This window comes from Emticicia oligotrophica DSM 17448, assembly GCF_000263195.1.
Taxonomy (GTDB): Bacteria; Bacteroidota; Bacteroidia; order Cytophagales; family Spirosomataceae; genus Emticicia; species Emticicia oligotrophica.
This window is the reverse complement of record NC_018748.1, coordinates 4362268-4387452: the sequence shown is the minus strand read 5'-3', so window position 1 is coordinate 4387452 and position 25185 is coordinate 4362268. Positions and strand designations below refer to the sequence as shown.

The following is a 25185-nucleotide window of genomic DNA, read 5'->3' as shown; positions in this document are numbered from 1 at the left end:
AATGTACCGTGAAAGTTTACAACAATTATCAATTATTCATTGTACATCAGTTTCCGTAATATTCAACAAAATGATTAGCTGTTTCTACTAATTTAATACTGTGTAATTGACCTTTACAAAAATTAGGGATTATTGGAGCTAATATTTTCCAAATTTCCACCGCAAATACTTCGGTACTTGGCAATTTGCCTTTCAGAAACGGCACATCTGTATTCAAAAACGTATGGTCAACTTTATTAACAATTTCTTGTTTCATGATTTTGCTCAAAACTTTTAAGTCCATTACAAAACCTGTTTCTTCATTTATTTCACCTTTGACGGTTACAAATAACTCCCAATTATGGCCATGAATATTTGAGCACAGGCCAAATACTTCTCTATTTTTTTCTTCTGACCATTTTGGATTATATAGTTGATGAGCAGCGTTGAAGGTCTCTCTTCTTGTAATAAAAATCATTATTATACTTTATTTTTTTACAAAATTACCAACAAAAAACCTTAATTATATAAAAAGCTGCATTTTCTTAAAAAAGTACAATTTAATCAAAGTTTAGTGTATAGTTTTCTAAATGTGTATGATTTAATTTTGCAAACTATTTTCAAAATAGAAAAGAAATACATTTATGATAATTGTAACAGGTGCCGCTGGTTTTATCGGAAGTTGCTTAATTCAACGTTTGAATCAAGATAACTTTAAGTTTATAATTGCTGTTGATGACTTCTCTAATCCAGAAAAGATGAAGAATCTGGAAGGGAAGGCAATTCAAGAGTTTGTACACAGAGATAACTTCTTTGAATGGCTAGAACAAAATCAATCTGAAGTTGAATTTTGTTTTCATATTGGTGCTAGAACAGACACCACTGAATTTGACACAGAAATATTCGACCGCCTAAACCTCAATTATTCAAAGCGTATTTGGCAAAAATGCCATGAATTTCAAATTCCATTAATTTATGCTTCTTCAGCAGCAACTTACGGAGCGGGAGAATTAGGGTACGATGATAATGAATTAGTAATTCCGCAACTAAAACCACTTAATCCTTACGGAGATTCAAAAAATGATTTTGATAAATGGGCCTTACAACAAAAAAATACACCATTCTTCTGGGCGGGACTAAAGTTCTTTAACGTTTTCGGTCCAAATGAGTATCACAAAGGCAGAATGGCTTCAGTAATTTTCCATTCCTTTAATCAAATCAACAAAAACGGCAATATTAAACTTTTCAAATCTCATAGACCAGACTACAAAGATGGTGAACAAATGAGAGATTTCATTTACGTGAAAGATTTAATTGATGTTTGTATTTTTTTGATGCATTCACGCCGAAATTCTGGTATTTATAATTTAGGAACTGGTCAGGCAAGAACATTCCTCGACTTAGCTAAAGCAACTTTCTCGGCATTAAATTTAACTCCAAACATTGATTTTATAGATACTCCGATTGATATTCGTGATAAATACCAATATTATACACAAGCAAATATGAGCAAACTTCGAATGATTGGATACAAAAAACCATTCACAAGTTTAGAAGATGCTGTAAAAGATTATGTGACAAATTATTTGGTTGACCAAAAATATCTTTAAAATTCTGCCTTTTTCTTTCTATTTTTGCAAAAACATTTAGGATTTACTTTGTGTTTTAGAAAAGTATTGCCGTTTTTCAAGAGCGAACAAGCGGTATTTTGCTAAAACATGAAGAATTCGTAAGGCATCTAAATATTCAAACAAAAATATACAGTTTAAAGAACTTTACTTTCTGAGAAAGGTACTTAATGAAAAATATTCGTAATTTCTGCATTATTGCACACATCGACCACGGCAAAAGTACTCTTGCCGACCGTCTATTACAATTTACTGGAACTGTTTCGGCCCGTGATATGCAAGCCCAAGTGCTTGATGATATGGACTTAGAGCGTGAACGCGGTATCACAATTAAAAGTCACGCCATTCAAATGAATTACCAGTTTGAAGGTCAGGAATACGTACTTAACCTAATTGATACTCCAGGACACGTTGACTTTAGCTATGAGGTTTCTCGTTCGATTGCTGCTTGCGAAGGTGCTCTTTTAGTAGTTGATGCAGCTCAAGGTATCGAAGCACAAACTATTAGTAATTTGTTTTTAGCTTTAGAGCATAACCTAGAAATCATTCCAATTTTAAATAAGATTGATTTACCGGGAGCAATGCCAGAAGAAGTGAAAGACCAAATTGTTGATTTGATTGGTTGTGATAGAGATTCGATTATTCCTGCAAGTGCTAAAGAAGGTATAGGTATTAATGAAATTCTAGCGGCAATTATCCATAGAATCAAACCACCAGTTGGTGACCCCAATGCAGAACTCCAAGCATTAATCTTTGATTCAACTTTCAATTCATTCCGTGGTATTGAAGTTATTTTCCGTGTAAAAAATGGAAGAATAAACAAAGGTGATAAAGTAAAGTTCTTAGCAACCGGTAAAGAATATTATGCCGATGAGGTTGGTATTTTACGTTTAAGCAAAGAACCTCGCGATTATGTTGATTGTGGCGATGTAGGTTATATTATTTCGGGAATCAAAGTTGCCAAAGAAGTAAAAGTTGGTGACACCATAACGAATGCCGAAAACCCAACAAAAGAAATTGTACAAGGTTTCCAGGAAGTAAAACCGATGGTTTTTGCAGGGATTTATCCTGTTGATACTTCTGAATTTGAAGACCTTAGAGATGCAATGGAAAAACTACAGCTCAATGATGCTTCATTGATTTGGGAGCCCGAAACATCGGCCGCTTTAGGTTTTGGATTCCGTTGCGGTTTCTTAGGAATGCTTCACATGGAAATCATTCAAGAACGATTGGAACGTGAGTTTGATATGACCGTGTTGACTACTGTTCCATCTGTAAAATTCCATGTTGTAGATAAAAAAAATGAAATTATTGAGGTATCTGCTCCATCAGAAATGCCAGACCCTAATGGTATCTCTTGGATAGAAGAACCTTTTATTAGTGCTCAAATCATTACGGCAGCAGACTATGTTGGTCCAATCATTGGACTTTGCATGGATAAACGTGGTTTATTGAAAAATCAAGTGTATCTAACATCTACACGAGTAGAATTAACATTTGATTTACCTCTTTCAGAAGTAGTTTTTGATTTCTTCGATAAACTCAAATCAATATCACGTGGCTATGCTTCACTTGATTACCACTTAATCGGATATCGTGAATCGCATTTGGTTAAGCTTGATATTCTTTTAAATGGAGAGCCTGTAGATGCCCTTTCGGCAATTGTTCACCGAGATAAAGCCTATGAATGGGGCAAAAAACTTTGTGAGAAATTACGCGAACTTTTACCGCGTCAGCAATTTGACATTGCTATTCAAGCAGCCATTGGGGCAAAAGTAATTTCGAGAGAAACTGTAAAAGCCTTGAGAAAAGACGTAACAGCAAAATGTTATGGTGGTGATATTTCACGTAAAAGAAAACTTTTGGAAAAACAGAAAAAAGGTAAAAAACGAATGCGTCAGATTGGAACAGTAGAGGTTCCTCAAGATGCATTTATGGCTATCTTAAAGATTAATAACTAATAATAGTAAATTCTAAAAAGGGTGCTGAATAATTCAGCACCCTTTTTGTTTTTTATGTGATACTATTTTAATCGAAAAACTCATTTTTCTTAATCAATATTTAAAAACATATTTTCCTAAAATTAAATTTTTATAACATTTTCAAGAAAAAACATTCATTTAAAAACAAAAATATTATTTTTACAAAATCTAAATACCTATAATTATTTTAACCTATACCTATTTATTATGAGCACCTTTCACCATGAAATCACTCCGCTTACACCTCATGATTGCTTCATGGTTTTTAATCGACAAAAAAAAGACTTTGATTTTCCCATTCACTTCCATGACGAATACGAAATAAATTTCATTGAAAATGCCAAAGGAGCTAGAAGAGTTGTGGGTGATAGCAATGAAGCGATTGACTATTTAGAACTTACTTTAGTTGGTCCGAATTTGCCCCATGCTTGGTTGGCCTACCAATCTGATAAAGATGATATTCATGAAATAACCATTCAGTTTCACCGTGATTTATTTGATAACAATTTACTCCAAAGAAATCAATTAAATCAAATTAAAGACTTACTCGAACGTTCTACAAGAGGAGTTGTTTTTTCGAAAGAAACCATCGAAAAAATAAAACCAAGATTAATTGCTCTAACGCAAAAAAGTGGCTTTGAATCTGTAATAGAATTGATAGCCATTCTCCATGAACTTTCCATTTCTAATGAATCTCGATTACTTACAAGTGGTGCTTTTAGTAGTGAAAAAGTCAGTTTTAAGAGCAGAAGAATCGAAAAAGCATTCGAATTCATGCGAGTCAATTATCACAAGGATATCTCTTTAGAAGACATTGCTCAGGAAGTAAATATGGCGGAGGTGAGTTTCAGCCGATTTATCAAAAAAAGAACAGGAAAAACCTTTATTGATAGTCTAAATGATATTAGACTTGGGCACGCAACAAGATTATTAATAGATACTTCATTGACAATTTCTGAAATTTCTTTTAAGTGTGGATACAACAATCTTTCATACTTTAACAGAGTTTTCAAAAAAAAATACTCGATTACTCCAAAAGAGTTTAGAGACAACTATACAGGCACCAAAACCTTCGTATAAGTATTCACTCAAAACAAATTCAACAAAAAACCAAATAAAATGTTACCACAAAATTTCTCAGAAACATTATCATTACCAGCAGTAGCTGCCCCAATGTTTCTCATTTCTGGACCTGACTTAGTAGTAGAATGTTGCAAAAATGGGGTTGTTGGCACGTTTCCTGCACTAAACCAACGCTCAACGGAGGGATTCGAACAATGGCTAATTGAGATAGAAAATAGATTATCTGGCTTCGTTCAAACCAATGGAAAGCCAGCAGCACCTTATGGCGTAAATTTAATAGTTCATAAAACAAACCCACGCCTCTATGCTGATGTTGAAATGATAGTTAAGCACAAAGTTCCTGTTGTGATAACTTCGCTTGGAGCTGTTTCAGATATCGTTGATGCTGTACATAGCTATGGTGGAGTGGTTTTTCATGATGTGATTAGCAAAAGACATGCGGAAAAAGCGGCGGAAGCTGGCGTTGATGGTCTTATCTTAGTGTGTGCAGGTGCAGGTGGACACGCAGGAACGTTACACCCAATGGCATTTGTTAATGAAGTAAAACAGTTTTTCAACAAAACCATTTTACTTTCAGGCTGCATTAGTACTGGTCGAGATGTAGCATCTGCCCTACAAATTGGAGCAGATTTGGCCTATATGGGTACTAGATTTATCAATACTAAAGAAAGTAAAGCAGATAGTGCATATCAAGAAATGATTGTCGAAAGTAATACGAATGACATTGTATATACGGCCGCTGTTTCGGGTGTCAATGCCAATTTCTTGAAACCAAGCCTTGAAGCGGCAGGACTTACACCAGAACTTTGGTCAAAAGCTGGAAAGATAGATTTTGGTAAAGAATTAGATGCAGCTCAAGCAGAAGCCAAAGCATGGAAAACAATATGGTCGGCTGGACAAGGGGTTACTTCAATCAATGATGTTTTGAGCACACGACAACTAATTGATAACCTTAAAAAAGAGTTTCGAACTGCCATTGAAGAGCAATATAATTTATTACATAAATATTAAAAATAGAATGGATTAAGCCATTTAAAATATTTTGCATGAAAACAGCAGAAGAATTAGTACAATTATTGAGTCTTGAGAAAATAGAACAAAATATTTTTAGAGGTGAAAACTATCAAGCACCTTGGAAAAGAGTTTTTGGTGGACAAGTACTTGCTCAGGCATTATATGCGGCCTATCAGACTGTTCCTGAAGATAGAATTTTACACTCAATGCACGGGTATTTTATCTTAACGGGTGATATTTCTATGCCAATCCTCTATGAAGTAGATAGAATCCGCGATGGTGGCAGTTTTACTACCCGTAGAGTTAGTGCGATTCAAAATGGAAAGGCTATATTTAGTAGTATTAGTTCTTTTCAAAGTAATCAGGAAGGTTTCAACCACCAAATTTCAATGCCTAATGTTCCATCGCCCGATGCACTTGTTTCTGACTTGGTTCTATTGGAAGCTTTCAAGGAAAAAGCACCTGATTTCTACAAAAACTTTGCTCATCCTCGACCATTAGAATTTAGACCTGTTGAAAAAATAAATCCTTTAAAACCACAAAAACAACAACCATTCCGACACGTTTGGATTAAAGCAAATGGAGAATTACCAAATGATTTGAGATTACATCAAATTATTTTAGCGTATGCAGCAGACTACAACTTACTAGGAACTGCCACCCTCCCCCATTTAGACAGCGTTTCTTTAAATGATTTATTTTTAGCTAGCCTTGACCACGCTATGTGGTTCCATGAAGATTTCAGAATTGATGAATGGCTTTTGTATGCTCTTGATAGCCCAAGTGCTTCAAATTCAAGAGGGTTCACAAGAGGTAATTTCTTTACGGAAGAAGGAAAATTAGTAGCCTCAGTTGTACAAGAAGGCCTGATTCGAGTGAAAAAATAGTTTTCTAAAAAGGTCTTTCAGAAATTATTGAAAGACCTTTTATTAATTTTATCAGAACCATCAGCTCATTTCTCCACAAATTGCATTCTCCATTCTATATTTTACACGCTCTGGTTCAGATTCTTGACTCAATAAAAACATTAGCTTTGTAATGGCAGCCTCGGTTGTAATATCAGACCCACTAATAATGCCGATAGATTTCAATTTTGAACTGGTTTGGTAGTGTCCTTGTAGAACTCTGCCCCCATCACATTGAGAAACATTTACAATTACAATTCCTCTTTTAGTTGCTTCGTAAAGTTCCTCTAAAAACCACTCATCTGATGGGGCATTTCCTGCACCATATGTTTCTAAAACTACTCCCCTTAAACCTTCGGTTGTTAATAAATTATGAACCATTGCCCTATTTATTCCTGGAAATAACTTAAGAATCATCACATGTTCTTCCAATTTTTCATGAACAACCAGTGGTAAATCTGGTCTAAATGGCATAATAAATGGAAAATTGAAATCAATTGTAACACCAGCCTCAGCTAACGAAGGATAATTTTCGGAACGAAAAGCATTAAACTGACTACTCTCTTTCTTCTTTGCTCGGTTTCCACGCAATAAATATGAGTTGAAATAAATTGCAACTTCTGGTATTACTGGACGACCATTTATTTGTGCCGAAGCAATTTCTAAGGCTGTAATTAAATTTTCACGTGCATCAGTGCGAGCAATTCCAATTGGTAATTGTGCACCCGTGAGAATAACTGGTTTTGAAAGGTTTTCTAACAAAAAACTTAATGCTGAAGCAGTGTAGGCCATTGTATCTGTTCCGTGTAGAATAACAAATGCATCAAATTCTTCGAACTTATCTTTTATAATTTTAGCTAATTCTATCCAAGTAGAAGGCTTGATATTAGACGAATCAATGGGCTTTGGTAATGTAAGAATCGTTAATTCAAATTCTAGACGTTGGAGTTCTGGTACATTTACCAAAATTTGGTCAAAATCGAAAGGGACTAATGACTTTGATTTTGTATCATAAACCATTCCCAAAGTACCACCAGTGTAAATCATAAGTACAGAAGCAGAACGTTTTTTTTTATCTGATGAAGTGATAATTTTAGAAGTTTTGTAGCTCATAATATTTTTTTTGAAAAAAAATTTGCGTGTCAAAATAGGCTGTTTTTACAAAAACAATATTTTTTTCCTGAAATCAAGTAAAATCTAAAGCTGTTTTTGAATAATCAAATCTTTTATAAGTACTTATACTCAATTTTTAAACCAAATTTTCTACTTTTTAAATTTTAAAAATTATACTATTCCAAGAAATACTTAAACTATATTGAATTTTTTTTAGATTTTTTCGTTATGTTTGATACAAGAACAAAATATTATTCGGAAAATTTAAAAAAAATATAGTTATGAATATCCAGCCAACCTTACGCATTGTTAGTGATGATGTAGCAATTATTGATTGCTTAGTTGACCATGGTGAAATGTTCAAATCCTTTGATACAAATAAAACTGCTACCTTCCTAGTTGGGCAAGACCTACACGTAGCATTCTACTTTTCAGACTCACAACTTGAAAATCGTTTCTTAATGTATATCATTGATGACTTTACTGATAATCAAGATTGTATGGCTTTAGTACTCAATCATTTTGATGAACAAATCAGAAACAACAACCATACATATATCATGCGTCAGGCAAAAAGTAAAGTATTAGATATGCTTTATATGACTAATACATTTCGTGCCTTATTTGGTAAAAACAAAACCGAAGAAGCAAACGAGTTGTATTACTAATAAATTCTTGAACAATACTGAATAAACACAATAACGTCAATCCATTTCATCAAGAAACATTCTGTATGCCCTTTTGAGCTCATCATAGGCTTTCTTTGATTGCTGTTGATGAGCTTTTTCTATGCCTAACAAATAAGTTTGTTCGGCTTTTATATAATCTTCCAATTCAACATATACCGCCGCTGCATGATAATAGGTTGGGATATAATCTGGATGCTCGTTTAATAAAATCTCAAGGTAATACTTAGCCTTTTGAATGTCCCGATTGATATATTCCATTGCAATGGCATAAATGTTAAAAGGCTCGTTCGGCTCCTCTTCTAAATACTTTAATAAAATTTTTAAGCGTTCTTCTTGCATTGAATATTACTTTAATTTAGATTTGCATAATGTTATGCACGCATACTATTATTTACTTATTTTTATAAATAATAAAATGTTTTCAAGTGCATTGATTTTCAGATAATTATATAAATATGCTTTTCAGCACCCCTAAAAGCATACAATAAATAAAATCTCCCTTTAGGGGTTGGGAGCCTAAAATTATGAAAATATTAGTTTGTATTTCGAGCGTACCCGACACAACCTCAAAAATTTCATTTACAGAAAACGACACAAAGCTAAACAAAGCTGGTGTAACTTACATCATCGGGCCTTACGATGATTATGCTTTAGCCCGTGCAGTTGAACTAAAAGAACAACAAGGTGGAAGTATTACTGTGTTAAATGTTGGTGGAGCAGATGCCGAACCACAAATTAGAAAAGCTTTGGCTATTGGTGCTGATGATGCAATAAGAGTTGATGTTGAACCAACTGATTCTTATTTTGTTGCAGAACAAATTGCAGCAGTTGCGAAAGAAGGTGCTTATGATTTGGTATTGATGGGTCGTGAAAGTAGCGATTACAACTCGGGTGTTGTACATGGTATTGTTGGTGAAATGCTTGGAATTGCCTCGTTCTCACCAGTAATGCAATTAGATATCAATGGTTCAGAAGCGAGTATAACACGTGAAATTGAGGGTGGCAAAGAAAAACTGACTGCTTCATTACCATTAGTTTTAGGATGTCAAGAACCAATTGCAGAATGGAAAATTCCAAACATGAGAGGTATCATGACAGCCCGTACAAAACCACTAAAAGTAATTCCAGCGGCTGGTGCAGCACTGACAAATACTGAAAAATATAGTTTACCAGCTCCAAAAGGTGCATGTAAAATGATTCCTGCGGAAGAAGCTGAAAAATTAATCGACTTACTAAGAACGGAAGCTAAAGTATTATAAATTAGTTCTGAGTTCTGAGTTTAAAGTTCTGAGTTTTTGACTCAAACTTTCACTCAGAACTCAGAACTCAAAACTTAGAACTATAATGATACTCATATTCACTGAGATTGCCGATGGAGCAATCAAAAAATCATCACTTGAAGCCGTTTATTACGGTTCAAAAGTAGCTGAAATGATGGGAACAACAGCTACTGCACTTGCAATCGGTACTGCTGATGCTGCTGAACTAGCCAAAGCAGGAAATTACGGAGCAAGCAAAGTTTTACACGCCAATGATGCAAAATTATCTAACCCAAATAGCATGGCCTACGCAAGTGTTTTGGCCGAAACTGTGAAAAGTACGGGAACAAAAATTGTAATAGCGGCTAAATCATCTTTTGCTGATGCCGTAACTGCACGAGCTGCTGGTGCTTTAAAAGCGGCTGTTGTAGGAAATGTTACTGAATTACCAGACCTGAGCAATGGCTTTAAAGTGAGAGTTAGTATTTTTACAGGAAAAGCATTTGCTGATGTAAATGTAAATGGGGATGTGAAGATTTTGGCTATCAAGAAAAATGTTGTCGCTCCGACCGAAAGCAGCAATAGTGCAACGGTTGAAAGCATATCACCAGCATTGTCTGATAACCTTTTTACAGCCAAAGTTACAGAAACAATTAAGGCTACAGGAACTATTTCTTTACCAGAAGCCGACTTAGTTGTTTCAGGAGGACGAGGAATGAAAGGTCCAGACCAATGGCAGCCTTTATTAGATTTGGCAGATGCTTTGGGTGCCGCAACCGCTTGTTCGAAACCAGTTTCTGACCTTGATTGGAGACCTCACCACGAACATGTTGGACAAACAGGTGTGAAAGTTTCTCCAAACTTATATATTGCTTGTGGCATTTCGGGAGCAATTCAACATTTAGCTGGGGTTAATTCATCAAAAGTTATTGTAGTAATCAATAAAGACCCAGAAGCTCCATTCTTCAAGGCCGCCGACTATGGAATTGTTGGTGATGTTTTTGAAGTTTTACCAAAATTGACTAAAGCAGTATTAGCTTCAAAATAATCTTAATAAAAGAGCGGTTAAAAGACCGCTCTTTTTTGTTTTTCTTGTGGATATTTAGCTACTTCTAATCCAATATAGACAGTTCCACTGTGATGGGTTTGGTGTTCAAAGCATTTGCAAGAGCCATTCTATTAGTCATTTTGAATCTACCAAATAATTTTACAGTTTCATTTATTTCTTTACTTTTTAATGACAAAGTCATATCCAGCCATAACTAACTTCGTTTTGTTCTCTTTAGATTTTTGAGTTGTTTTTTTTCATTCTCCAAAACCAAAGGACTTATTTCTCCAGTTGCCGCCGAAACCAATCTATAATTTGCATCAGCATTTGCTTCGTGAAAGAAAGCATTTCAGGCTTTGGTTTAAGAGCATTCCCAGCTTCTGGCATAGCATTAGAGTATTCTTTTTTGTAAATTTTTGTTCTCTCCCACTCTTTTAAAATTTCTATAATTTATTGTGTTGAAAAACTAAACGTGTTTAATTTGATTCAAAAGGAATAGTAATTTTAATTGAAACTAATTGAACAGATTTTAGTTTATTATTTCATATACTTAAAAACAAAATTTTAAACTACTAAAAAGCTAAGTTTTATTTATATTTGCACCGTGGAAAAAATAAAACTCGAAATATTAGGACTATCGCCGAGTCAATCTCAAACTGGCTCGTTTGCTTTGGTATTATCGGAAGAAAATGGAAATCGCCGATTACCAATTATCATTGGAATGTTTGAAGCTCAAGCAATCGCAATTGAAATGGAGCATATTACTCCAAATCGACCAATGACACACGACTTATTCAAATCTTTTGCCCGAGCATTCGATTTTACAGTAGAAGAAATCTTAATTTCAGACCTTAGAGAAGGTATCTTCTTTGCGAAAATTGTTTGTACTGACGGTATAAGACAAAAAACAGTTGATGCACGTCCATCGGATGCAATTGCCATTGGTCTAAGATTCCAGGTTCCAATTTATACAACTAATCAAATACTTTCAGAAGCAGGAATCACCACAACGGAAGCATCTGATGCAGATGAACAAGAAGCGGAAGAGTTGGTAGAACCTTCAAAAACACGTCCTCAAAAACAAGTAAAAAGTGGCTTAAAAGATTTCACATTAGATGAGTTAAATAAAATGCTTGAAGATGCATTAGCTCAAGAAGAATATGAAAAAGCGGCTAAAATCAGAGATGAAATTAGCAAAAGAAACTAATTATTTCCTACAATCTATATAATTCAAAAAGCGTTAGTTTCAATTGAAATTGACGCTTTTTTTATATATTTTCAAAGAATATTACATCTTTTTTGTTGATAATAATGAAAAAGTAAGATTTTTTGTATAACTTAACATCTGCAAACGAACTACCTAAACCAATAAAAGTAAATTACTAGAGGATGATTAGTGTACTGAAAAATTTTTTACCAATTCCCAACAACGACCCAAATCCTTTTTTTCGGTATGTGTCGTACATTGATATTTTTGGCATTTTTGAGCGTGACCCCTTTGGTAATTGGCTAATATTAAAGCGAATCATTATACTTGTTGCAGGAATACCAACTTATTGGCGTATTGCCGTTGCCAATCAATTAAAAGTGGAGGGTGCTGAATACTTAGAAAAACTCCCCAATCAAAACGTTTATTTCATCTCAAACCACCAAACATATTTCGCAGATGTAATAACATTTTATCATATTTTCTGCTCAGTTAAATGGGGTTTTAGAAACAGAGTACTTCCAATCGCCTTATTTGCCCCAAGAGCCAGAACTTTTTATGTAGCCGCTAGCGAAACCATGAAAGATGGTTTCCTTCCAAAGATTTTCAGTTTAGCAGGAGCAATTTTAGTTGAACGCTCTTGGAGAGCTAAAGGAGAAAATGTAAAACGAACTTTAGATACCTCAGCTGGAGAAAATGTTGCAAAAGGTTTAAAATTTGGGTGGGTTGTAAGTTTTCCACAAGGTACTACCAGCCCATACGCTCCTATCAGAAAAGGTACGGCACACATTATTAAAGATAACAATCCAATTGTTGTACCGGTAGTAATTGATGGCTTTAGAAGAGCATTTAATAAATCAGGGCTTAGTTATAAGAAAAGAAATACCGAACTAAAGGTTAAATTTAAAGAGCCAATTCACTTCTCACCAGATGCAACAGTTGAAGAAATTACAGAAGTTGTAAAAAATATCATTGAACAGAATATGCCTGAACGAATAGCTCGCTGGAAAAGTGAAGCCGTATAAGTTTTGTGAAAGGGCTGTTAAAAATCATTAAATTCTGCATATTTTATACAACATCGCTTATCTTTGCAGACAAGTATAAAAACGAGTCTGATTAACTATGCAAAAAAATAATCGAAAATTAGGGAGTTATCCAAGTATGCTTATTATAATTAGCCTAACAGCCGCATTATTTTTAATTGCATTCAGTGGCTGGATTGCTCTAACTTCAAAGCAGTTGGTATTGTATATTAAGCAAAATATTGAAGTACAAGTTTACCTTGATAAGTCTTTAACACAAACACAAAAAGATTCAGTAAAATACTTTATTTCAAAAAAACCATACTTGGCATACTCTGAACAAACTCCTCAAATAACGTTTATTTCAAAGGAAAGTGCAGCCGAAAAAGTTTTAAAAGAAACAAAAGAAGATTACAAATCTATATTAGGCGAAAATCCATATCGAGATGCTTATAGTTTAAAAATTAAAGAGGAATACTTTAACGAAAACGAATTAGCAAAAATTAAAGCTGACCTCGAACAAATACCGGGCATTTTTGAAGCAGATTATGCCAAAGATTTTGTAGATAGCATTAATAAAAATGCCAATAAGGCTTACCTAATTATCGCTTCCATTGTATCAGTACTACTAATTGCTATTGTTCTACTTATCAATAACACCATTAGATTAGCCCTATATTCCCAAAGATTTATCATCAGAAGTATGCAGTTAGTTGGTGCAACCGATTGGTTCATACAAAAACCCTTCTTAGGCCGTGGCTTAATCCAAGGTTTAATTTCTGGGATATTGGCCTGTGGGTTATTAATTTTAGTCGAGCAAATTGCTATCAGAGAAATCGAAAATTTAGTTGTACTACAAAGCTTTTACAAACTAGCTATCCTTTGTGGGTTTGTAATTTTATTGGGCATTTTAATTGGCTTATTAAGTACATTCCAATCTATGTATCGTTATTTGCGTACTGATTTAGAAGATTTATATTAACATATTAGTAAAGAAACAAAATAAGAAAATGAAAAATACTACAAACAATTCTGAGAATAACGAACAAAACGCACTTCCATTTGGAAAAGGGAATTATACATTTATGCTAATTGGAATTGCTTTATTGATTATTGGTTTTTTTATTATGACTCTCGATAAAGAAGAATTTGGATTCGGTTTCCTCGGAATAACGCTTGGACCAGCCATAGCATTTGTTGGGTTCTTATTCCAATTTTTAACAATTTTCAAAAAGAAATAAATAAAAATAAATAATCTTATCTAAAGAACTGGTAGTCAAAAGTTTATCTAGATGGTCAATCGAAACCAATGGTTAAACTTCATACTATCAGTTTTCGCATTTTTTTACCCTCTAAACTTTAATCAACCATGAATTTTATCGAAGCAATAATTCTTGCTATCATCGAAGGTATTACGGAGTATCTTCCAATAAGCTCAACTGGACACATGATTATTGGCTCATCATTGATGGGTATAAGTGAGCTTGATTTTACAAAAGCATTCGAGGTTAATATTCAGTTTGGTGCCATTCTCTCCGTGGTAGTGTTGTATTGGAAACGTTTTTTTCAATCATTTGAATTTTATAAAAAATTATTGGCAGCATTTATTCCTGCAGCAATTATTGGATTTATTCTCAATGATTTCATTGACCAACTACTCGAAAGTGTTGCGGTTGTAGCTATCATGTTAGTATTAGGTGGAGTCATTCTACTTTTCATTGATAAATTTTTTGAAAAAAGAGCAAGCAAAGAAAATATTACCTACATTGAAGCAGTACAGATTGGTTTATTTCAATGTATCGCGATGATTCCTGGAGTTTCTCGCTCAGCCGCAACAATCATTGGGGGAATGTTTCAAGGCCTTTCAAGAAAAGATTCTGCCGAATTTTCGTTCTTTTTGGCTGTACCAACAATGTTTGCGGCATCCGCTTACAAATTATTAAAGGGATTTAAAACAGGTACACTTTCATTTTCAGAAAATGAAATACAACTTTTATTGGTTGGAAATATTGTAGCATTTATTGTAGCAATGATTGCTATTAGATTCTTTATCAGCTACTTACAAAAGTATGGTTTTAAAGTATTTGGTTATTATAGAATCATTGTAGGATTAATTATTTTAGGCCTTTTAGCCGCTGGTTATGATTTACATGTAATATGACAGACGAAAGAAATGAAGTAATTTTGATTGATAAACCTTTGAAATGGACATCATTCGATGTTGTGAATAAGGTAAGGTGGGCTGGTAAATATAAAAAGGTTGGTCATGCAGGAACTCTCGATCCATTAGCAACTGGCTTACTCATTTTGTGTACCGGAAAAATGACCAAGCAAATTGATACTTTTCAGGCACAAGAGAAAGAATATACAGGAACTTTAGTATTGGGAAAAACAACGCCATCTATTGACTTAGAAACTGAGTTTGATGCAGAATACCCAATAGAACACATTAATAGCAAAACTATAAACGAGGTTGTAAAACAACTTTCTGGTAATATTGAACAAATTCCGCCTGCTCATTCGGCAATTAAAATTGATGGTAAAAGAGCCTATGAATCAGCACGAAAAGGGCAGGAAGTCATTATTAAACCCCGACAAGTAGAAATCAAGGAGTTTGAAGTAGATTCTACCAATTTTCCTGAAATTTCTTTTAGAATTGTGTGTTCGAAAGGTACATATATTAGAAGTTTAGTAAGAGATTTCGGAAAACTACTTCAATCAGGGGCTTACATGAGTTCACTTAGAAGAACTCGTATTGGCGAGTTTAAGATTGAAAATTCACTTACAATTGAGCAGTTCTTAGAAAGTTTGCCCGAAAAACTCAGTAAAATCGAAAATTTGAACAAACAACAGTGAAAGTATATTATAATTTAGCAGATTTTGAACCATTAAAAAAAGCCATTGTAACCAGTGGTACTTTTGATGGTGTGCACCGTGGACATCAGAAAATTTTACAAATTCTAAGAGAAACCGCCGAAAAGACAAAAGGAGAATCGGTAGTGATTACTTTTTGGCCTCATCCAAGAATCGTTGTTTCAAAGGATAGCCAAGATTTAAAACTGCTTACAACAATAGATGAAAAAATAGAACTACTCGAAAATCAAGGAGTTGAGCATCTACTAATGATTCCATTTACTCGTGAATTTTCAGAATTGAGTTCGGAAGAATATGTAAAAGAGATTCTTCTAAAAAGAATTGGTACTCAAAAACTTGTTATTGGATATGACCATAGATTTGGAAGAAATCGTGAAGGTGGATTCGACTATCTAAAAGCAAATTCAGATTTTTTTCATATTGAAATTGAAGAAATCCCTCGTCAAGAAATTGATAACCTTACAATTAGTTCCACAAAAATTCGTCAATCTTTGCTAAACGGCGAAGTAAAATCTGCCAATGACCTATTAGGTCGAAATTATAGTTTTACTGGAATAGTTGTTAAAGGAAGACAATTAGGACGAACAATTGGATTTCCAACAGCCAATGTGCAGGTTTCTGAATATTATAAATTAATACCTTCAAATGGTGTTTATGCCGTACGAACTTTTTTTAGAAATCAATGGCATGAAGGTATGATGAACATTGGAAATCGACCAACTGTTGAAGGAATTGGACGAACTCAAGAAGTAAATATTTTCGATTTTGATGATGATATCTATGGTGAAACGGTAACTGTAGAAATAATTGACTATATCAGACCTGAACAAAAATTCAATGGTTTAGATGAATTAAAATCCCAAATTCTGGCCGACAGAGAAAAATCTAAAGTTATTTTAGGCTCTTGAATTAATCATAAATATTACCAACAACAACATAACTGAATGTCTTTAATAATTGAAATAATCGGATGGATAGGCTCGGTACTTATTGTAGGCTCTTATTTTTTTAACATTCAAGGCAAACTCGATGCGAAAGATATACGCTACATACTAGCCAATTTAATCGGCGGAATATGCTTTATTATCAATACTTACGCTCATAATGCTTACCCCTCTGTAGCAGTAAATATAGTTTGGGTTATTATTGCTCTTGCGGCAATTTTTCGAAAGAAATGAGTAATTAGAGAATGATAAATAAATACTCACAATAGTTTTTACTGATAAAATCTATAATAAAAATGGGAAGATGAAATTTCATCTTCCCATTTTTATTAATTATTAGGTGTTTCTTACATAACTACCCAACCATTTAATTGCATTTTTGTATTTTTTGAAGACTTTTTCTACATTTTCATCTTGATAAAAACCTTCTAATTCAATAAAAAACCAAAAATTAAAATCTTCATCTCCTTTGTATGGGCGGCTTTCAATTTTTGTTAAGTTGATTCCTGACTTTTTGAAGTCTTGAAGAAAGTTGGCCAAAACACCTGGTTTATCAGTATCAGGTAATCTTGCTATAATTGTCGTTTTATCATTTTCACTCTTAGCATTGACAAAGTTTTTGGCCAAAATAAAGAAACGAGTTCTATTCTGGCTATTATCTTCAATATTATTAAATAATACAGGCAATGCAAAAAGCTTTGCTGCTATTTCAGAGCAAATAGCGGCACTCTCAGGGTCTTCGGCTGCTAATTTTGCAGCTTTTGAAGTAGATTCAACTTGAATTTCTTCAGGATGAGTCTGTTCAAAATACTTATTTAAAAAGCCTCTACACTGACGAAAAGCAATATCTTTTGAATAAATACGCTTGATTTTCGAAGGATTTTCAGCTTCAGTAGCTAATGCAAAATGAACTGGAATTTTCAATTCAGCAGCAATATTTACATTCATTTCATTGAGTAAATCTACTGTCTCATATACAATACCTTCTTGATTATTCTCAATTGGAATTACTCCGAATTTGGCACGACCTGTATCAACCGCTTCAAAAACAGACTTGATTGTAGGCAAGGTCATGTACTCACTCATGGCCCCAAATCTACTTTCGGCAGCTTGATGTGTAAAACTACCTTCTGGACCAAGATAAGCAACTCTTTCGGGCAATTCTATATTTCTAGCAGCAGCAAAAATTTCTAAATAAATAGCTTCAATTGCCTCTTTATTCAAGGGGCCATCGTTTTGAGCATTCATTCTGTCTAAAATTTGCTTCTCACGCTCGGGTCGATAAATAATGGCCTTTGTTGAACGTTTAATCTCTCCTACTTTATGTACGAGATTCATTCTTTGGTTGAGAAGCACCAATAATTGGTCGTCAATTTTATCAATATCTTTTCTTACGTCTTCGAGAGTCACTTTTATTTCAGAGGTTGGTTGTAAATTAATTCACCCGCAATTTAATTAAAAACACGCAATTTCCTTAAAATAAAACAACATAAAGTGCTAGATTAAGTAAGTGGCAAATTTCTTTTCTAATTAATAAACCATAAAACCACTAAATTTTGTACTTAATTGTAAAAAATTTAGACCTCCTACACTACTTTGGCGAACTCTTACTTTTCATAAAGAATAGATTAAAAAAAATGGAGGACAAATAGTAATAAAAGGTTAATATGTTTGATATAGGATTTATTAAAGTTAGATAATCCAATATTATAAACCAATAAAAACTAATTAAATGAGCATTTTCATAAGTTCATAAACCAATCGGCCTATCAACTTTGGGTTGATAGGCCGATTAAATTTATGAAATTCCAAATTATATTTCTAATATTTCTGCCAATGTTTCATCTATTTCATCCTTTTCTATTCTTAGATTTTCGATGATAAATTTCTGGCGTTCTGGCGTATTTTTACCCATGTAATAACTCAAAATCTTTGGAATTGAAGATTCTTTTTCGAGAATAACAGGTTCTAGGCGAATATTTTCACCAATAAACCCTTCAAATTCATCAGGTGAAATTTCTCCAAGCCCTTTGAAGCGTGTAATTTCAGGTTTAGGCGATAACTTACTGATTGCCTTCTGTCGTTCTTCATCTGAATAACAATAAATTGTTTCCTTTTTATTTCTTACTCTAAATAATGGAGTTTCAAGAATATAAAGATGCCCTTCTCGAACTAAATCAGGGAAAAATTGAAGGAAGAAAGTCAAAAGTAAAAGCCTAATATGCATTCCATCAACATCAGCATCGGTGGCTATAATAATTTTTTGATAGCGTAAATCATCTAAACCGTTTTCGATATTTAAAGCGTGTTGAAGTAGATTAAATTCTTCATTTTCGTAAACAATCTTTTTAGTTAGACCAAAACTATTTAATGGCTTTCCTCGCAAACTAAAAACTGCTTGCAATTCTGGATTACGGGCTTTTGTTATTGAACCGCTTGCAGAATCTCCTTCAGTGATGAACATCATCGTATCAAATCTTTTTTCATTTTTCTCATCATCTAAATGAAAACGACAATCTCTCAATTTTTTGTTATGCAAGTTTGCTTTTTTTGCCCGCTCATTTGCTAATTTCCTAACCCCTGCTAACTCTTTTCTTTCCCTCTCCGACTGTTCGATACGCTTTTTTAAAGCCTCTTTAACAGCCAAATTCATGTGTAAATAATTATCCAACTTTTCTTTGAGGAAATCACTTACGAAGGTTCTCAATGTAGGCGAATTGGGTTCAGGAGAAATAGTTGCCGAGCCAAGTTTAGTTTTTGTCTGAGATTCAAAAACTGGTTCTTGTACACGAACTGAAATAGCTGCTATGATTGATTGTCGAACATCTTCTGGTGAATAATCCTTATTATAATGTTCACGAATTGTACGAACAATCGCTTCCTTAAAAGCTGATAAGTGAGTACCACCTTGGGTTGTATTTTGACCATTAACGAAGGAGTAATACTCTTCTCCATATTGATTACCATGAGAAATAGCTACTTCAATATCTTCACCTTTCAAATGAATAATTGGGTAACGTAACGATTCTTCATCCGTTTTTCTTCTGAGTAAGTCAAGAAGCCCATTTTGGGAAATATACTTCTGTTTATTGAAACTTATAGTTAATCCAGCATTCAAATAACAATAGTTCCAAATCATTGCCTCAACAAATTGAGGAATATAATGGTAATTTTTAAAAACCGTACTATCAGGTTCAAAGATTACATGAGTTCCATTTTTCAAATCAGAATCAATAATTTCAGATTCGGCGGTTAATTCTCCTTTATTAAACTCTGCCCATTTGGTTTTACCATCTCGATAAGCTTGAACTTTAAAATAGTGAGATAAAGCGTTTACTGCTTTCGTTCCTACCCCATTCAATCCAACTGCTTTTTGAAAAGCTTTACTATCGTATTTAGCTCCAGTATTTATTTTCGAAACTACATCAACAACTTTTCCGAGCGGAATACCTCGACCATAATCACGTACTTCAACTTTGCCTTCATCAAGTTTAATCTCAATTGATTTTCCATAACCCATTGCATATTCATCAATGCAATTATCAATTACTTCTTTAAGCAAAACATAAACTCCATCATCAGCCGCCGAACCATCGCCCAATTTACCGATATACATACCGGGGCGTAAACGTATATGTTCTTTCCAGTCTAGCGAACGAATACTGTCTTCATTATAAGTTGCTTCTTTAATCTCAGCCATTTTTTCTTAGAATATTTTGTAGTTTGGTGAAATATCACTTACTTTGTAAATCAAAGTTCTTTTTAACACATACTTAACATGAAACAACAACAAAATAAAAAATCTTGTGTTACTTTGCATAACTTTTTCGTTAAAAGAAATAACAAAAGAGGTAGTCATTTGACAAATAACGTTATTGATATGAAATTAAGCAAGAACAGTTTTCAGCATTTTTTTTTCAAATTTACGCTTTTTATACTGATATTTAGCAAATCTTTTGCACAAAATCCTGTTGCTACCCCTACTGGCCCAACAGCCATTCCCACAACACTACCAGCGAATATTCCGGCTGCCAACCAAACAAATAATGGTGTTCCTGCACAACAAACGGCAAATATGCCCTTACCTGCTAAAAATAGAGTGTTACAAACAAATGACCCAAATGCAGTAAGAAATGTTCAATTAAATCAAGCCGATCAAAGAGCTGTAAATAAAGAAGATTCGTTAAGATTAATTAGAGAGCAAGAAGCTGAACAAGATGCTGCCAAAGCAACCTTGAGAAGAAGAATCTTTGGCTATAATCTATTTAATACTGTTAAATTTGACCCTACCCCAGCTATTAATATCGCAACTCCAAGCAATTATGTGTTAGGTCCAAATGACCAATTATTAATTGATGTTTATGGCTATTCTCAAGTAATGTATAAACCTATCATCACCGCAGATGGATATATTACAATTGAAAAAGTGGGCTTAATCTACGTAGCAGGCTCAACTATTGAACAAGCCAAAGAAAGAATTAGAAGTAGATTATCAAAAATATTTATTGGTCTCAACCCATATTCAGGATATCCTGCAAATACTTTCTTGAATGTTTCCCTTGGAAATATAAGAAGTATCAAAGTTACAGTTACGGGTGAAGTTATAGCACCAGGCACTTACACACTTTCTTCATTATCAACTGTTCAAAATGCTTTATATGCTTGTGGTGGACCGAATGAAGTAGGTACTTACCGCAAAATTAATGTGATTAGAAATAACCGCATAATCTCAACATTTGATATTTACGAGTTATTGATGAGTGGTTTCTCTAAATCAAATATCATTTTACAAGACCAAGATATTATTCAAGTATTACCTTACTCAACCAGAATTGCAGTAAAAGGAAATACGAAAAGAGAGGGTTTATTTGAACTTTTACCAGAAGAGAAACTTACTAACTTGATTGAATATGCAGGGGGCTTTGCACCTTATGCCTATCGTCATAGATTAAAAGTTTACAGAAACACGCCACGTGAGAGGAAGATTTTGGATGTCATGGAGTCAGAATTTAACACTTTCAGTATGCAAAGTGGCGATTCAGTTGTGATTGAAAGAGTTTTGGAGAGATTTGAAAACATGGTGGCGGTAAATGGTGCTATCTTCCGTCCGGGTGAATATTCTTTAGAATCAAGCCCAACGCTTACCCAGCTAATAAAATCAGCTGAAGGGTTAAAAGGTGAAGCACTGACCGGAAGAATTACTGTAATTCGCACAAGAGATGATATGATTATTGAAAATATTTCAGTAAACTATGATGATATCATTAAAGGAAAAGCATCTGATATAGCTCTCAAACGAGAAGATATTATTACTATTCCATCTATTTTTGATTTAACTGAGCCAGCCTACGTACGTATTCAAGGTGCATTAAATAATCCAATTGCAGAAGATGGAATCGAAATGCCATTCCTTAGAAACATGACTATTGAGGACGTCATTGTAAAAGCTGGTGGTCTTTCTGAAGCCGCTTCATTGGCAAGAGTGGAAGTTGTTCGTAGAAAGAGAAATGTTGACCCAACCTCTGCTAATGCACAAATTTCCGATACCTATACATTTAGTATTAGCTCGGATTTAAAAGTTGACCAAACTGGAAACAAATTTGTATTGTATCCTTTTGATGAAATTTTTATTCGTCGTTCTCCAAATTATATCAAACAAACATTTGTAGAAATTCAAGGAGAAGTAATTTATCCAGCAACTTATGGTATCAAAAGTAAAACTGAGAAAATTTCTGATTTAATTGAACGTGCAGGTGGCCTAAGTCCACAAGCATATCTTGAAGGAGCAACATTGGTAAGACAAATACAACTGAGCGAAATTGAACTCGCTCAACGTAGAAAAGCCATTACTGAAATTACTAATAGTGTTAAAGGTAATCAAGCCGTACAAGTTGAAGATGTTAATGCAACCACTGTATCTTCAATTGGCATTAATTTGACGAAAATTATGCAAAATCCGGGCTCAGATGAGGATATGATTTTACAAGATGGTGATATAATTAGAATTCCCAAAAGACTTGAAACAGTTCGCGTACAAGGTGAAGTACTTTACCCAACAACTGTTAAATATTTAGATAGCAAAAATTTCATTAATTATATTTCAAATGCGGGTGGATTTACTAAAAAATCATTAAGAAGTAAATCATACATTTTATATGCAAATGGGTCAGTTGATAGAACTAGAAGAGTACTTTTTGTAAATCTTTACCCAAAAGTTGAACCAGGCTCTGAAATAATTATCCCTCAAAAAACGGTTACAGCACAGCAACAAATTGCCCAAGTACAAGGTTTATTTGCAACAATTGCTGGTACTATTACAACATTAGTAAGTGTTTTAGCAATTTTCCAATTGACTAAATAAAGGATTGGTGGGAATTTAAAACAGAAAATCGAAAAATGGCAGAATATCAAACCATACAAGAAGAACAAATTAGTACTAAAGATTTTGTAAAAAAAATAATCAATTTATTCATCCTAATTGGCAATGAATGGCGTTTATTATTGATTAGCATCGCCCTTGGTACTTTCTTTAGTTTATTATTAGATGTAAAGGAACTGAAAGATACCGAATACACAGGTGAAATTCAATTTAACTTAGAATCAGGAAGTGGACAAGCTGCATTCGGTGGATTAGGTGGTCTTGCAGGTGCTTTCGGTTTTGGTGGTGCAGGAACTACATCTAATGATTTATTTAGTGGAGGCAACTTTGGTCTATTGATTACTTCAAAAACACTTTATGAAAAGGCCTTGATGAAAGAAGTAATGATTGGTGGAAAAAAGACTCTCTTCATCAACTTCTATAAGGATAGCAGTGATATTGCAAAGAAAGAATGGGGAGGAGATTTATTACATGAACCCAACTATAAAGCTATCAAATACCGCTTTAATCCAAAATCACCAAATGATTTTACGAAAGATGAAAATATCATCTTATCAACCATTTATGAGAAATTAGAAGCTCAAACGACTCTACAACCACTTGATAAAAACGGTTCGATTATGGTTCTTTCGGCTACTACTAATAGTGAATTCTTGACTAAAGTTTGGCTAGAGACTTTGCTTGAAACTTTAAAAGAATTTTATGTAGAGGTTCGCACCAGAAAAACTCGTGATATCTACGATATCCAAATGATTAGACTAAGAGAGTTGGAAGGTAAATTAAGTTCAACGGATAGACAATTGGCTCAGGCACAATTTCAAAACCAAAATGCAGTTGACCCTAACGCACCTATGCGTACTATGCAGTTGAATCGTAGTAACAACTACGTATCAACGCAGTATTTCCAACAATTAGCAGCGGTAGAACAATTAAAAATGCAATTAATTAACCAAACACCTTTATTTACGGTATTACAACCTGTTAGACTTCCACTCTTGCAGCGTACTTACACAGTTGGTGGTAATACACTTAAAGGGGCATTTGTTGGTTTTTTTCTTTGCCTTTTATATATCATAATGAGAAGGACGTACTTGGAATTGATGAGTTAACAAACAAAATTGTTTCATAAACTCAAAAATATTACTTTTGCCCTCCTTTTTAGTTAAAAATTAATGGAAAACAACGAAGTCGTAATAAAAGCAGGAAAATCTGCCTTACACTATTGGAGAGAAGTTTGGCGTCAAAGAGAATTGTTTTGGATTCTCGGTAAAAGAGATGTGATGGTACGCTACAAACAAACTGCCCTTGGTGTAGCATGGGGAGTAATAAGGCCACTCATGACTGCTCTAGTAATGGTATTAGCTTTTGGGAAAATTGCTAAACTTGAAAATGATTCTTCTATTCCATACATGTTGGTTGTGATTCCGGGAGTAATAATATGGTTGTTTTTTTCGCAATCATTATCTCAGATAAGTAATAGCATTGTGGGCAATGGTAATCTAGTATCTAAGGTTTATTTCCCGAGAATAATTATTCCATTTAGTTCTTTATTGGTAGGCTTACTTGATGCCATGATTGCATTTGCAATGTTTTTTATATTTTGCATTTATTATCAATTTATTCCAAGCTGGCATATCATCTTCGCTCCATTTTTTTTATTAGTAGCTTATTTAGCGGCTTTTGGTACTGGGCTTCTGGCATCAGTGTTGAATGTAAAATACCGGGACATTGCTCAGATAATACCTTTTGTAGTTCAATTCGGTTATTTTATTTCACCAGTAGCTTACACAAGTGAACGAGTGAGTAGAGAATGGTGGTATCCTATTTATAACCTAAATCCTGTTGCGGGAGCTATTGATGGACTTAGATGGTGCTTATTAGACGACTTTTCAAATTTTAACTGGCAAAGTTTCATACCTATGCTGTTTTTTGTAGTTGTATCCGTACTATTTTCCATTTGGTTTTTCCGTAAAAATGAAAATTCTTTTGTTGACCATTTGTAGGTAGATTTTGATTTCGTTCAAATTCACAAATGATTCATTCTAATTGAATTCAATAC

Annotated in this window: 24 protein-coding genes; 19 read left to right on the top strand and 5 right to left on the bottom strand. The window is 33.9% G+C overall.

Annotation, left to right across the window (positions count from 1 at the left end; translation table 11 throughout):
• Positions 1-46 precede the first annotated feature (46 nt).
• Entirely contained in the window at positions 47-457 is a 411-nt protein-coding gene (locus EMTOL_RS18205; protein ID WP_015030792.1) for a 6-pyruvoyl trahydropterin synthase family protein, read from the bottom strand.
• A 166-nt stretch (positions 458-623) separates the two neighbouring features.
• Here EMTOL_RS18205 and rfaD point away from each other — a divergent pair, with 166 nt between their 5' ends.
• The 5 genes from rfaD to tesB all read left to right on the top strand — a co-directional run bounded on the left by rfaD (position 624) and on the right by tesB (position 6573).
• Positions 624-1589 (top strand): ADP-glyceromanno-heptose 6-epimerase, encoded by a 966-nt coding sequence (gene rfaD, locus EMTOL_RS18200; protein WP_015030791.1) that lies wholly within the window; start codon positions 624-626, stop codon positions 1587-1589.
• A 188-nt stretch (positions 1590-1777) separates the two neighbouring features.
• Positions 1778-3568 (top strand): translation elongation factor 4, encoded by a 1791-nt coding sequence (gene lepA, locus EMTOL_RS18195; RefSeq protein ID WP_015030790.1) that lies wholly within the window; start codon positions 1778-1780, stop codon positions 3566-3568.
• Between the two features lie 228 nt (positions 3569-3796).
• Entirely contained in the window at positions 3797-4669 is an 873-nt protein-coding gene (locus EMTOL_RS18190) for an AraC family transcriptional regulator (RefSeq protein ID WP_015030789.1), read from the top strand.
• A 39-nt stretch (positions 4670-4708) separates the two neighbouring features.
• Positions 4709-5683, top strand: coding sequence for an NAD(P)H-dependent flavin oxidoreductase (locus EMTOL_RS18185; RefSeq protein ID WP_015030788.1), 975 nt, complete (start codon positions 4709-4711; stop codon positions 5681-5683).
• Between the two features lie 35 nt (positions 5684-5718).
• Complete coding sequence (gene tesB / locus EMTOL_RS18180; protein ID WP_015030787.1) at positions 5719-6573, top strand: acyl-CoA thioesterase II; 855 nt, start codon at positions 5719-5721, stop codon at positions 6571-6573.
• 60 nt (positions 6574-6633) lie between these two features.
• Here tesB and EMTOL_RS18175 read toward each other — a convergent pair whose 3' ends face one another.
• Positions 6634-7704: an asparaginase gene (locus tag EMTOL_RS18175; RefSeq protein WP_015030786.1), complete on the bottom strand. Its 1071-nt coding sequence runs from the start codon at positions 7702-7704 to the stop codon at positions 6634-6636.
• A 281-nt stretch (positions 7705-7985) separates the two neighbouring features.
• Between EMTOL_RS18175 and EMTOL_RS18170 the strand changes: the two genes are divergently transcribed.
• Positions 7986-8372 carry a hypothetical protein gene (locus EMTOL_RS18170; RefSeq protein WP_015030785.1) on the top strand — a complete coding sequence of 129 codons (387 nt, stop codon included), beginning with the start codon at positions 7986-7988 and terminating at the stop codon, positions 8370-8372.
• A gap of 36 nt (positions 8373-8408) precedes the next feature.
• On the opposite strand, the gene EMTOL_RS18165 is transcribed toward EMTOL_RS18170, so the two are convergent.
• A complete protein-coding gene (locus EMTOL_RS18165; RefSeq protein WP_015030784.1) occupies positions 8409-8732 on the bottom strand; it encodes a hypothetical protein in 324 nt (107 codons plus the stop codon).
• Positions 8733-8917: 185 nt separating this feature from the next.
• Between EMTOL_RS18165 and EMTOL_RS18160 the strand changes: the two genes are divergently transcribed.
• From EMTOL_RS18160 to EMTOL_RS18115, 10 genes are all read left to right on the top strand, one after another.
• Positions 8918-9652: an electron transfer flavoprotein subunit beta/FixA family protein gene (locus tag EMTOL_RS18160; protein WP_015030783.1), complete on the top strand. Its 735-nt coding sequence runs from the start codon at positions 8918-8920 to the stop codon at positions 9650-9652.
• 82 nt (positions 9653-9734) lie between these two features.
• Complete coding sequence (locus EMTOL_RS18155; protein ID WP_041693653.1) at positions 9735-10700, top strand: electron transfer flavoprotein subunit alpha/FixB family protein; 966 nt, start codon at positions 9735-9737, stop codon at positions 10698-10700.
• A gap of 604 nt (positions 10701-11304) precedes the next feature.
• On the top strand, positions 11305-11907 hold the full coding sequence (locus EMTOL_RS18150; protein ID WP_015030781.1) for a bifunctional nuclease family protein: 603 nt from the start codon (positions 11305-11307) through the stop codon (positions 11905-11907).
• 182 nt (positions 11908-12089) lie between these two features.
• The gene (locus tag EMTOL_RS18145; protein WP_015030780.1) at positions 12090-12932 is read left to right on the top strand and encodes a lysophospholipid acyltransferase family protein; all 843 of its coding nucleotides are present in this window, start codon (positions 12090-12092) and stop codon (positions 12930-12932) included.
• 97 nt (positions 12933-13029) lie between these two features.
• Entirely contained in the window at positions 13030-13911 is an 882-nt protein-coding gene (locus EMTOL_RS18140) for a cell division protein FtsX (protein ID WP_015030779.1), read from the top strand.
• A 28-nt stretch (positions 13912-13939) separates the two neighbouring features.
• The gene (locus tag EMTOL_RS18135; protein WP_015030778.1) at positions 13940-14170 is read left to right on the top strand and encodes a DUF3098 domain-containing protein; all 231 of its coding nucleotides are present in this window, start codon (positions 13940-13942) and stop codon (positions 14168-14170) included.
• Between the two features lie 128 nt (positions 14171-14298).
• Complete coding sequence (locus tag EMTOL_RS18130; protein ID WP_015030777.1) at positions 14299-15090, top strand: undecaprenyl-diphosphate phosphatase; 792 nt, start codon at positions 14299-14301, stop codon at positions 15088-15090.
• A complete protein-coding gene (gene truB / locus EMTOL_RS18125; RefSeq protein WP_015030776.1) occupies positions 15087-15785 on the top strand; it encodes a tRNA pseudouridine(55) synthase TruB in 699 nt (232 codons plus the stop codon). Before EMTOL_RS18130 ends, truB begins: the two co-directional genes overlap by 4 nt.
• On the top strand, positions 15782-16711 hold the full coding sequence (locus EMTOL_RS18120; RefSeq protein WP_015030775.1) for a bifunctional riboflavin kinase/FAD synthetase: 930 nt from the start codon (positions 15782-15784) through the stop codon (positions 16709-16711). Before truB ends, EMTOL_RS18120 begins: the two co-directional genes overlap by 4 nt.
• Positions 16712-16747: 36 nt before the next feature.
• Positions 16748-16981, top strand: coding sequence for a CBU_0592 family membrane protein (locus EMTOL_RS18115; RefSeq protein ID WP_015030774.1), 234 nt, complete (start codon positions 16748-16750; stop codon positions 16979-16981).
• 102 nt (positions 16982-17083) lie between these two features.
• Here EMTOL_RS18115 and pheA read toward each other — a convergent pair whose 3' ends face one another.
• Together pheA and EMTOL_RS18105 are read right to left on the bottom strand one after the other, a co-directional pair.
• On the bottom strand, positions 17084-18157 hold the full coding sequence (gene pheA, locus EMTOL_RS18110; RefSeq protein WP_015030773.1) for a prephenate dehydratase: 1074 nt from the start codon (positions 18155-18157) through the stop codon (positions 17084-17086).
• Positions 18158-18560: 403 nt separating this feature from the next.
• Entirely contained in the window at positions 18561-20447 is a 1887-nt protein-coding gene (locus tag EMTOL_RS18105) for a DNA topoisomerase IV subunit B (RefSeq protein ID WP_015030772.1), read from the bottom strand.
• 180 nt (positions 20448-20627) lie between these two features.
• Here EMTOL_RS18105 and EMTOL_RS18100 point away from each other — a divergent pair, with 180 nt between their 5' ends.
• From EMTOL_RS18100 to EMTOL_RS18090, 3 genes are all read left to right on the top strand, one after another.
• The gene (locus EMTOL_RS18100; RefSeq protein ID WP_041694245.1) at positions 20628-23108 is read left to right on the top strand and encodes a polysaccharide biosynthesis/export family protein; all 2481 of its coding nucleotides are present in this window, start codon (positions 20628-20630) and stop codon (positions 23106-23108) included.
• Between the two features lie 35 nt (positions 23109-23143).
• Positions 23144-24235: a hypothetical protein gene (locus EMTOL_RS18095; RefSeq protein WP_015030770.1), complete on the top strand. Its 1092-nt coding sequence runs from the start codon at positions 23144-23146 to the stop codon at positions 24233-24235.
• A gap of 63 nt (positions 24236-24298) precedes the next feature.
• A complete protein-coding gene (locus EMTOL_RS18090; RefSeq protein WP_015030769.1) occupies positions 24299-25129 on the top strand; it encodes an ABC transporter permease in 831 nt (276 codons plus the stop codon).
• The last annotated feature ends 56 nt before the right edge of the window (positions 25130-25185 follow it).

What these genes read in the sequence shown, in the direction of transcription:
- EMTOL_RS18205 (WP_015030792.1), bottom strand. Translation starts at nt 457, where the DNA reads ATGATTTTTATTACAAGAAGAGAGACCTTCAACGCTGCTCATCAACTA.
- rfaD (WP_015030791.1), top strand. Translation starts at nt 624, where the DNA reads ATGATAATTGTAACAGGTGCCGCTGGTTTTATCGGAAGTTGCTTAATT.
- lepA (WP_015030790.1), top strand. Translation starts at nt 1,778, where the DNA reads ATGAAAAATATTCGTAATTTCTGCATTATTGCACACATCGACCACGGC.
- EMTOL_RS18190 (WP_015030789.1), top strand. Translation starts at nt 3,797, where the DNA reads ATGAGCACCTTTCACCATGAAATCACTCCGCTTACACCTCATGATTGC.
- EMTOL_RS18185 (WP_015030788.1), top strand. Translation starts at nt 4,709, where the DNA reads ATGTTACCACAAAATTTCTCAGAAACATTATCATTACCAGCAGTAGCT.
- tesB (WP_015030787.1), top strand. Translation starts at nt 5,719, where the DNA reads ATGAAAACAGCAGAAGAATTAGTACAATTATTGAGTCTTGAGAAAATA.
- EMTOL_RS18175 (WP_015030786.1), bottom strand. Translation starts at nt 7,704, where the DNA reads ATGAGCTACAAAACTTCTAAAATTATCACTTCATCAGATAAAAAAAAA.
- EMTOL_RS18170 (WP_015030785.1), top strand. Translation starts at nt 7,986, where the DNA reads ATGAATATCCAGCCAACCTTACGCATTGTTAGTGATGATGTAGCAATT.
- EMTOL_RS18165 (WP_015030784.1), bottom strand. Translation starts at nt 8,732, where the DNA reads ATGCAAGAAGAACGCTTAAAAATTTTATTAAAGTATTTAGAAGAGGAG.
- EMTOL_RS18160 (WP_015030783.1), top strand. Translation starts at nt 8,918, where the DNA reads ATGAAAATATTAGTTTGTATTTCGAGCGTACCCGACACAACCTCAAAA.
- EMTOL_RS18145 (WP_015030780.1), top strand. Translation starts at nt 12,090, where the DNA reads ATGATTAGTGTACTGAAAAATTTTTTACCAATTCCCAACAACGACCCA.
- EMTOL_RS18140 (WP_015030779.1), top strand. Translation starts at nt 13,030, where the DNA reads ATGCAAAAAAATAATCGAAAATTAGGGAGTTATCCAAGTATGCTTATT.
- EMTOL_RS18135 (WP_015030778.1), top strand. Translation starts at nt 13,940, where the DNA reads ATGAAAAATACTACAAACAATTCTGAGAATAACGAACAAAACGCACTT.
- EMTOL_RS18130 (WP_015030777.1), top strand. Translation starts at nt 14,299, where the DNA reads ATGAATTTTATCGAAGCAATAATTCTTGCTATCATCGAAGGTATTACG.
- truB (WP_015030776.1), top strand. Translation starts at nt 15,087, where the DNA reads ATGACAGACGAAAGAAATGAAGTAATTTTGATTGATAAACCTTTGAAA.
- EMTOL_RS18115 (WP_015030774.1), top strand. Translation starts at nt 16,748, where the DNA reads ATGTCTTTAATAATTGAAATAATCGGATGGATAGGCTCGGTACTTATT.
- EMTOL_RS18105 (WP_015030772.1), bottom strand. Translation starts at nt 20,447, where the DNA reads ATGGCTGAGATTAAAGAAGCAACTTATAATGAAGACAGTATTCGTTCG.
- EMTOL_RS18100 (WP_041694245.1), top strand. Translation starts at nt 20,628, where the DNA reads ATGAAATTAAGCAAGAACAGTTTTCAGCATTTTTTTTTCAAATTTACG.
- EMTOL_RS18095 (WP_015030770.1), top strand. Translation starts at nt 23,144, where the DNA reads ATGGCAGAATATCAAACCATACAAGAAGAACAAATTAGTACTAAAGAT.
- EMTOL_RS18090 (WP_015030769.1), top strand. Translation starts at nt 24,299, where the DNA reads ATGGAAAACAACGAAGTCGTAATAAAAGCAGGAAAATCTGCCTTACAC.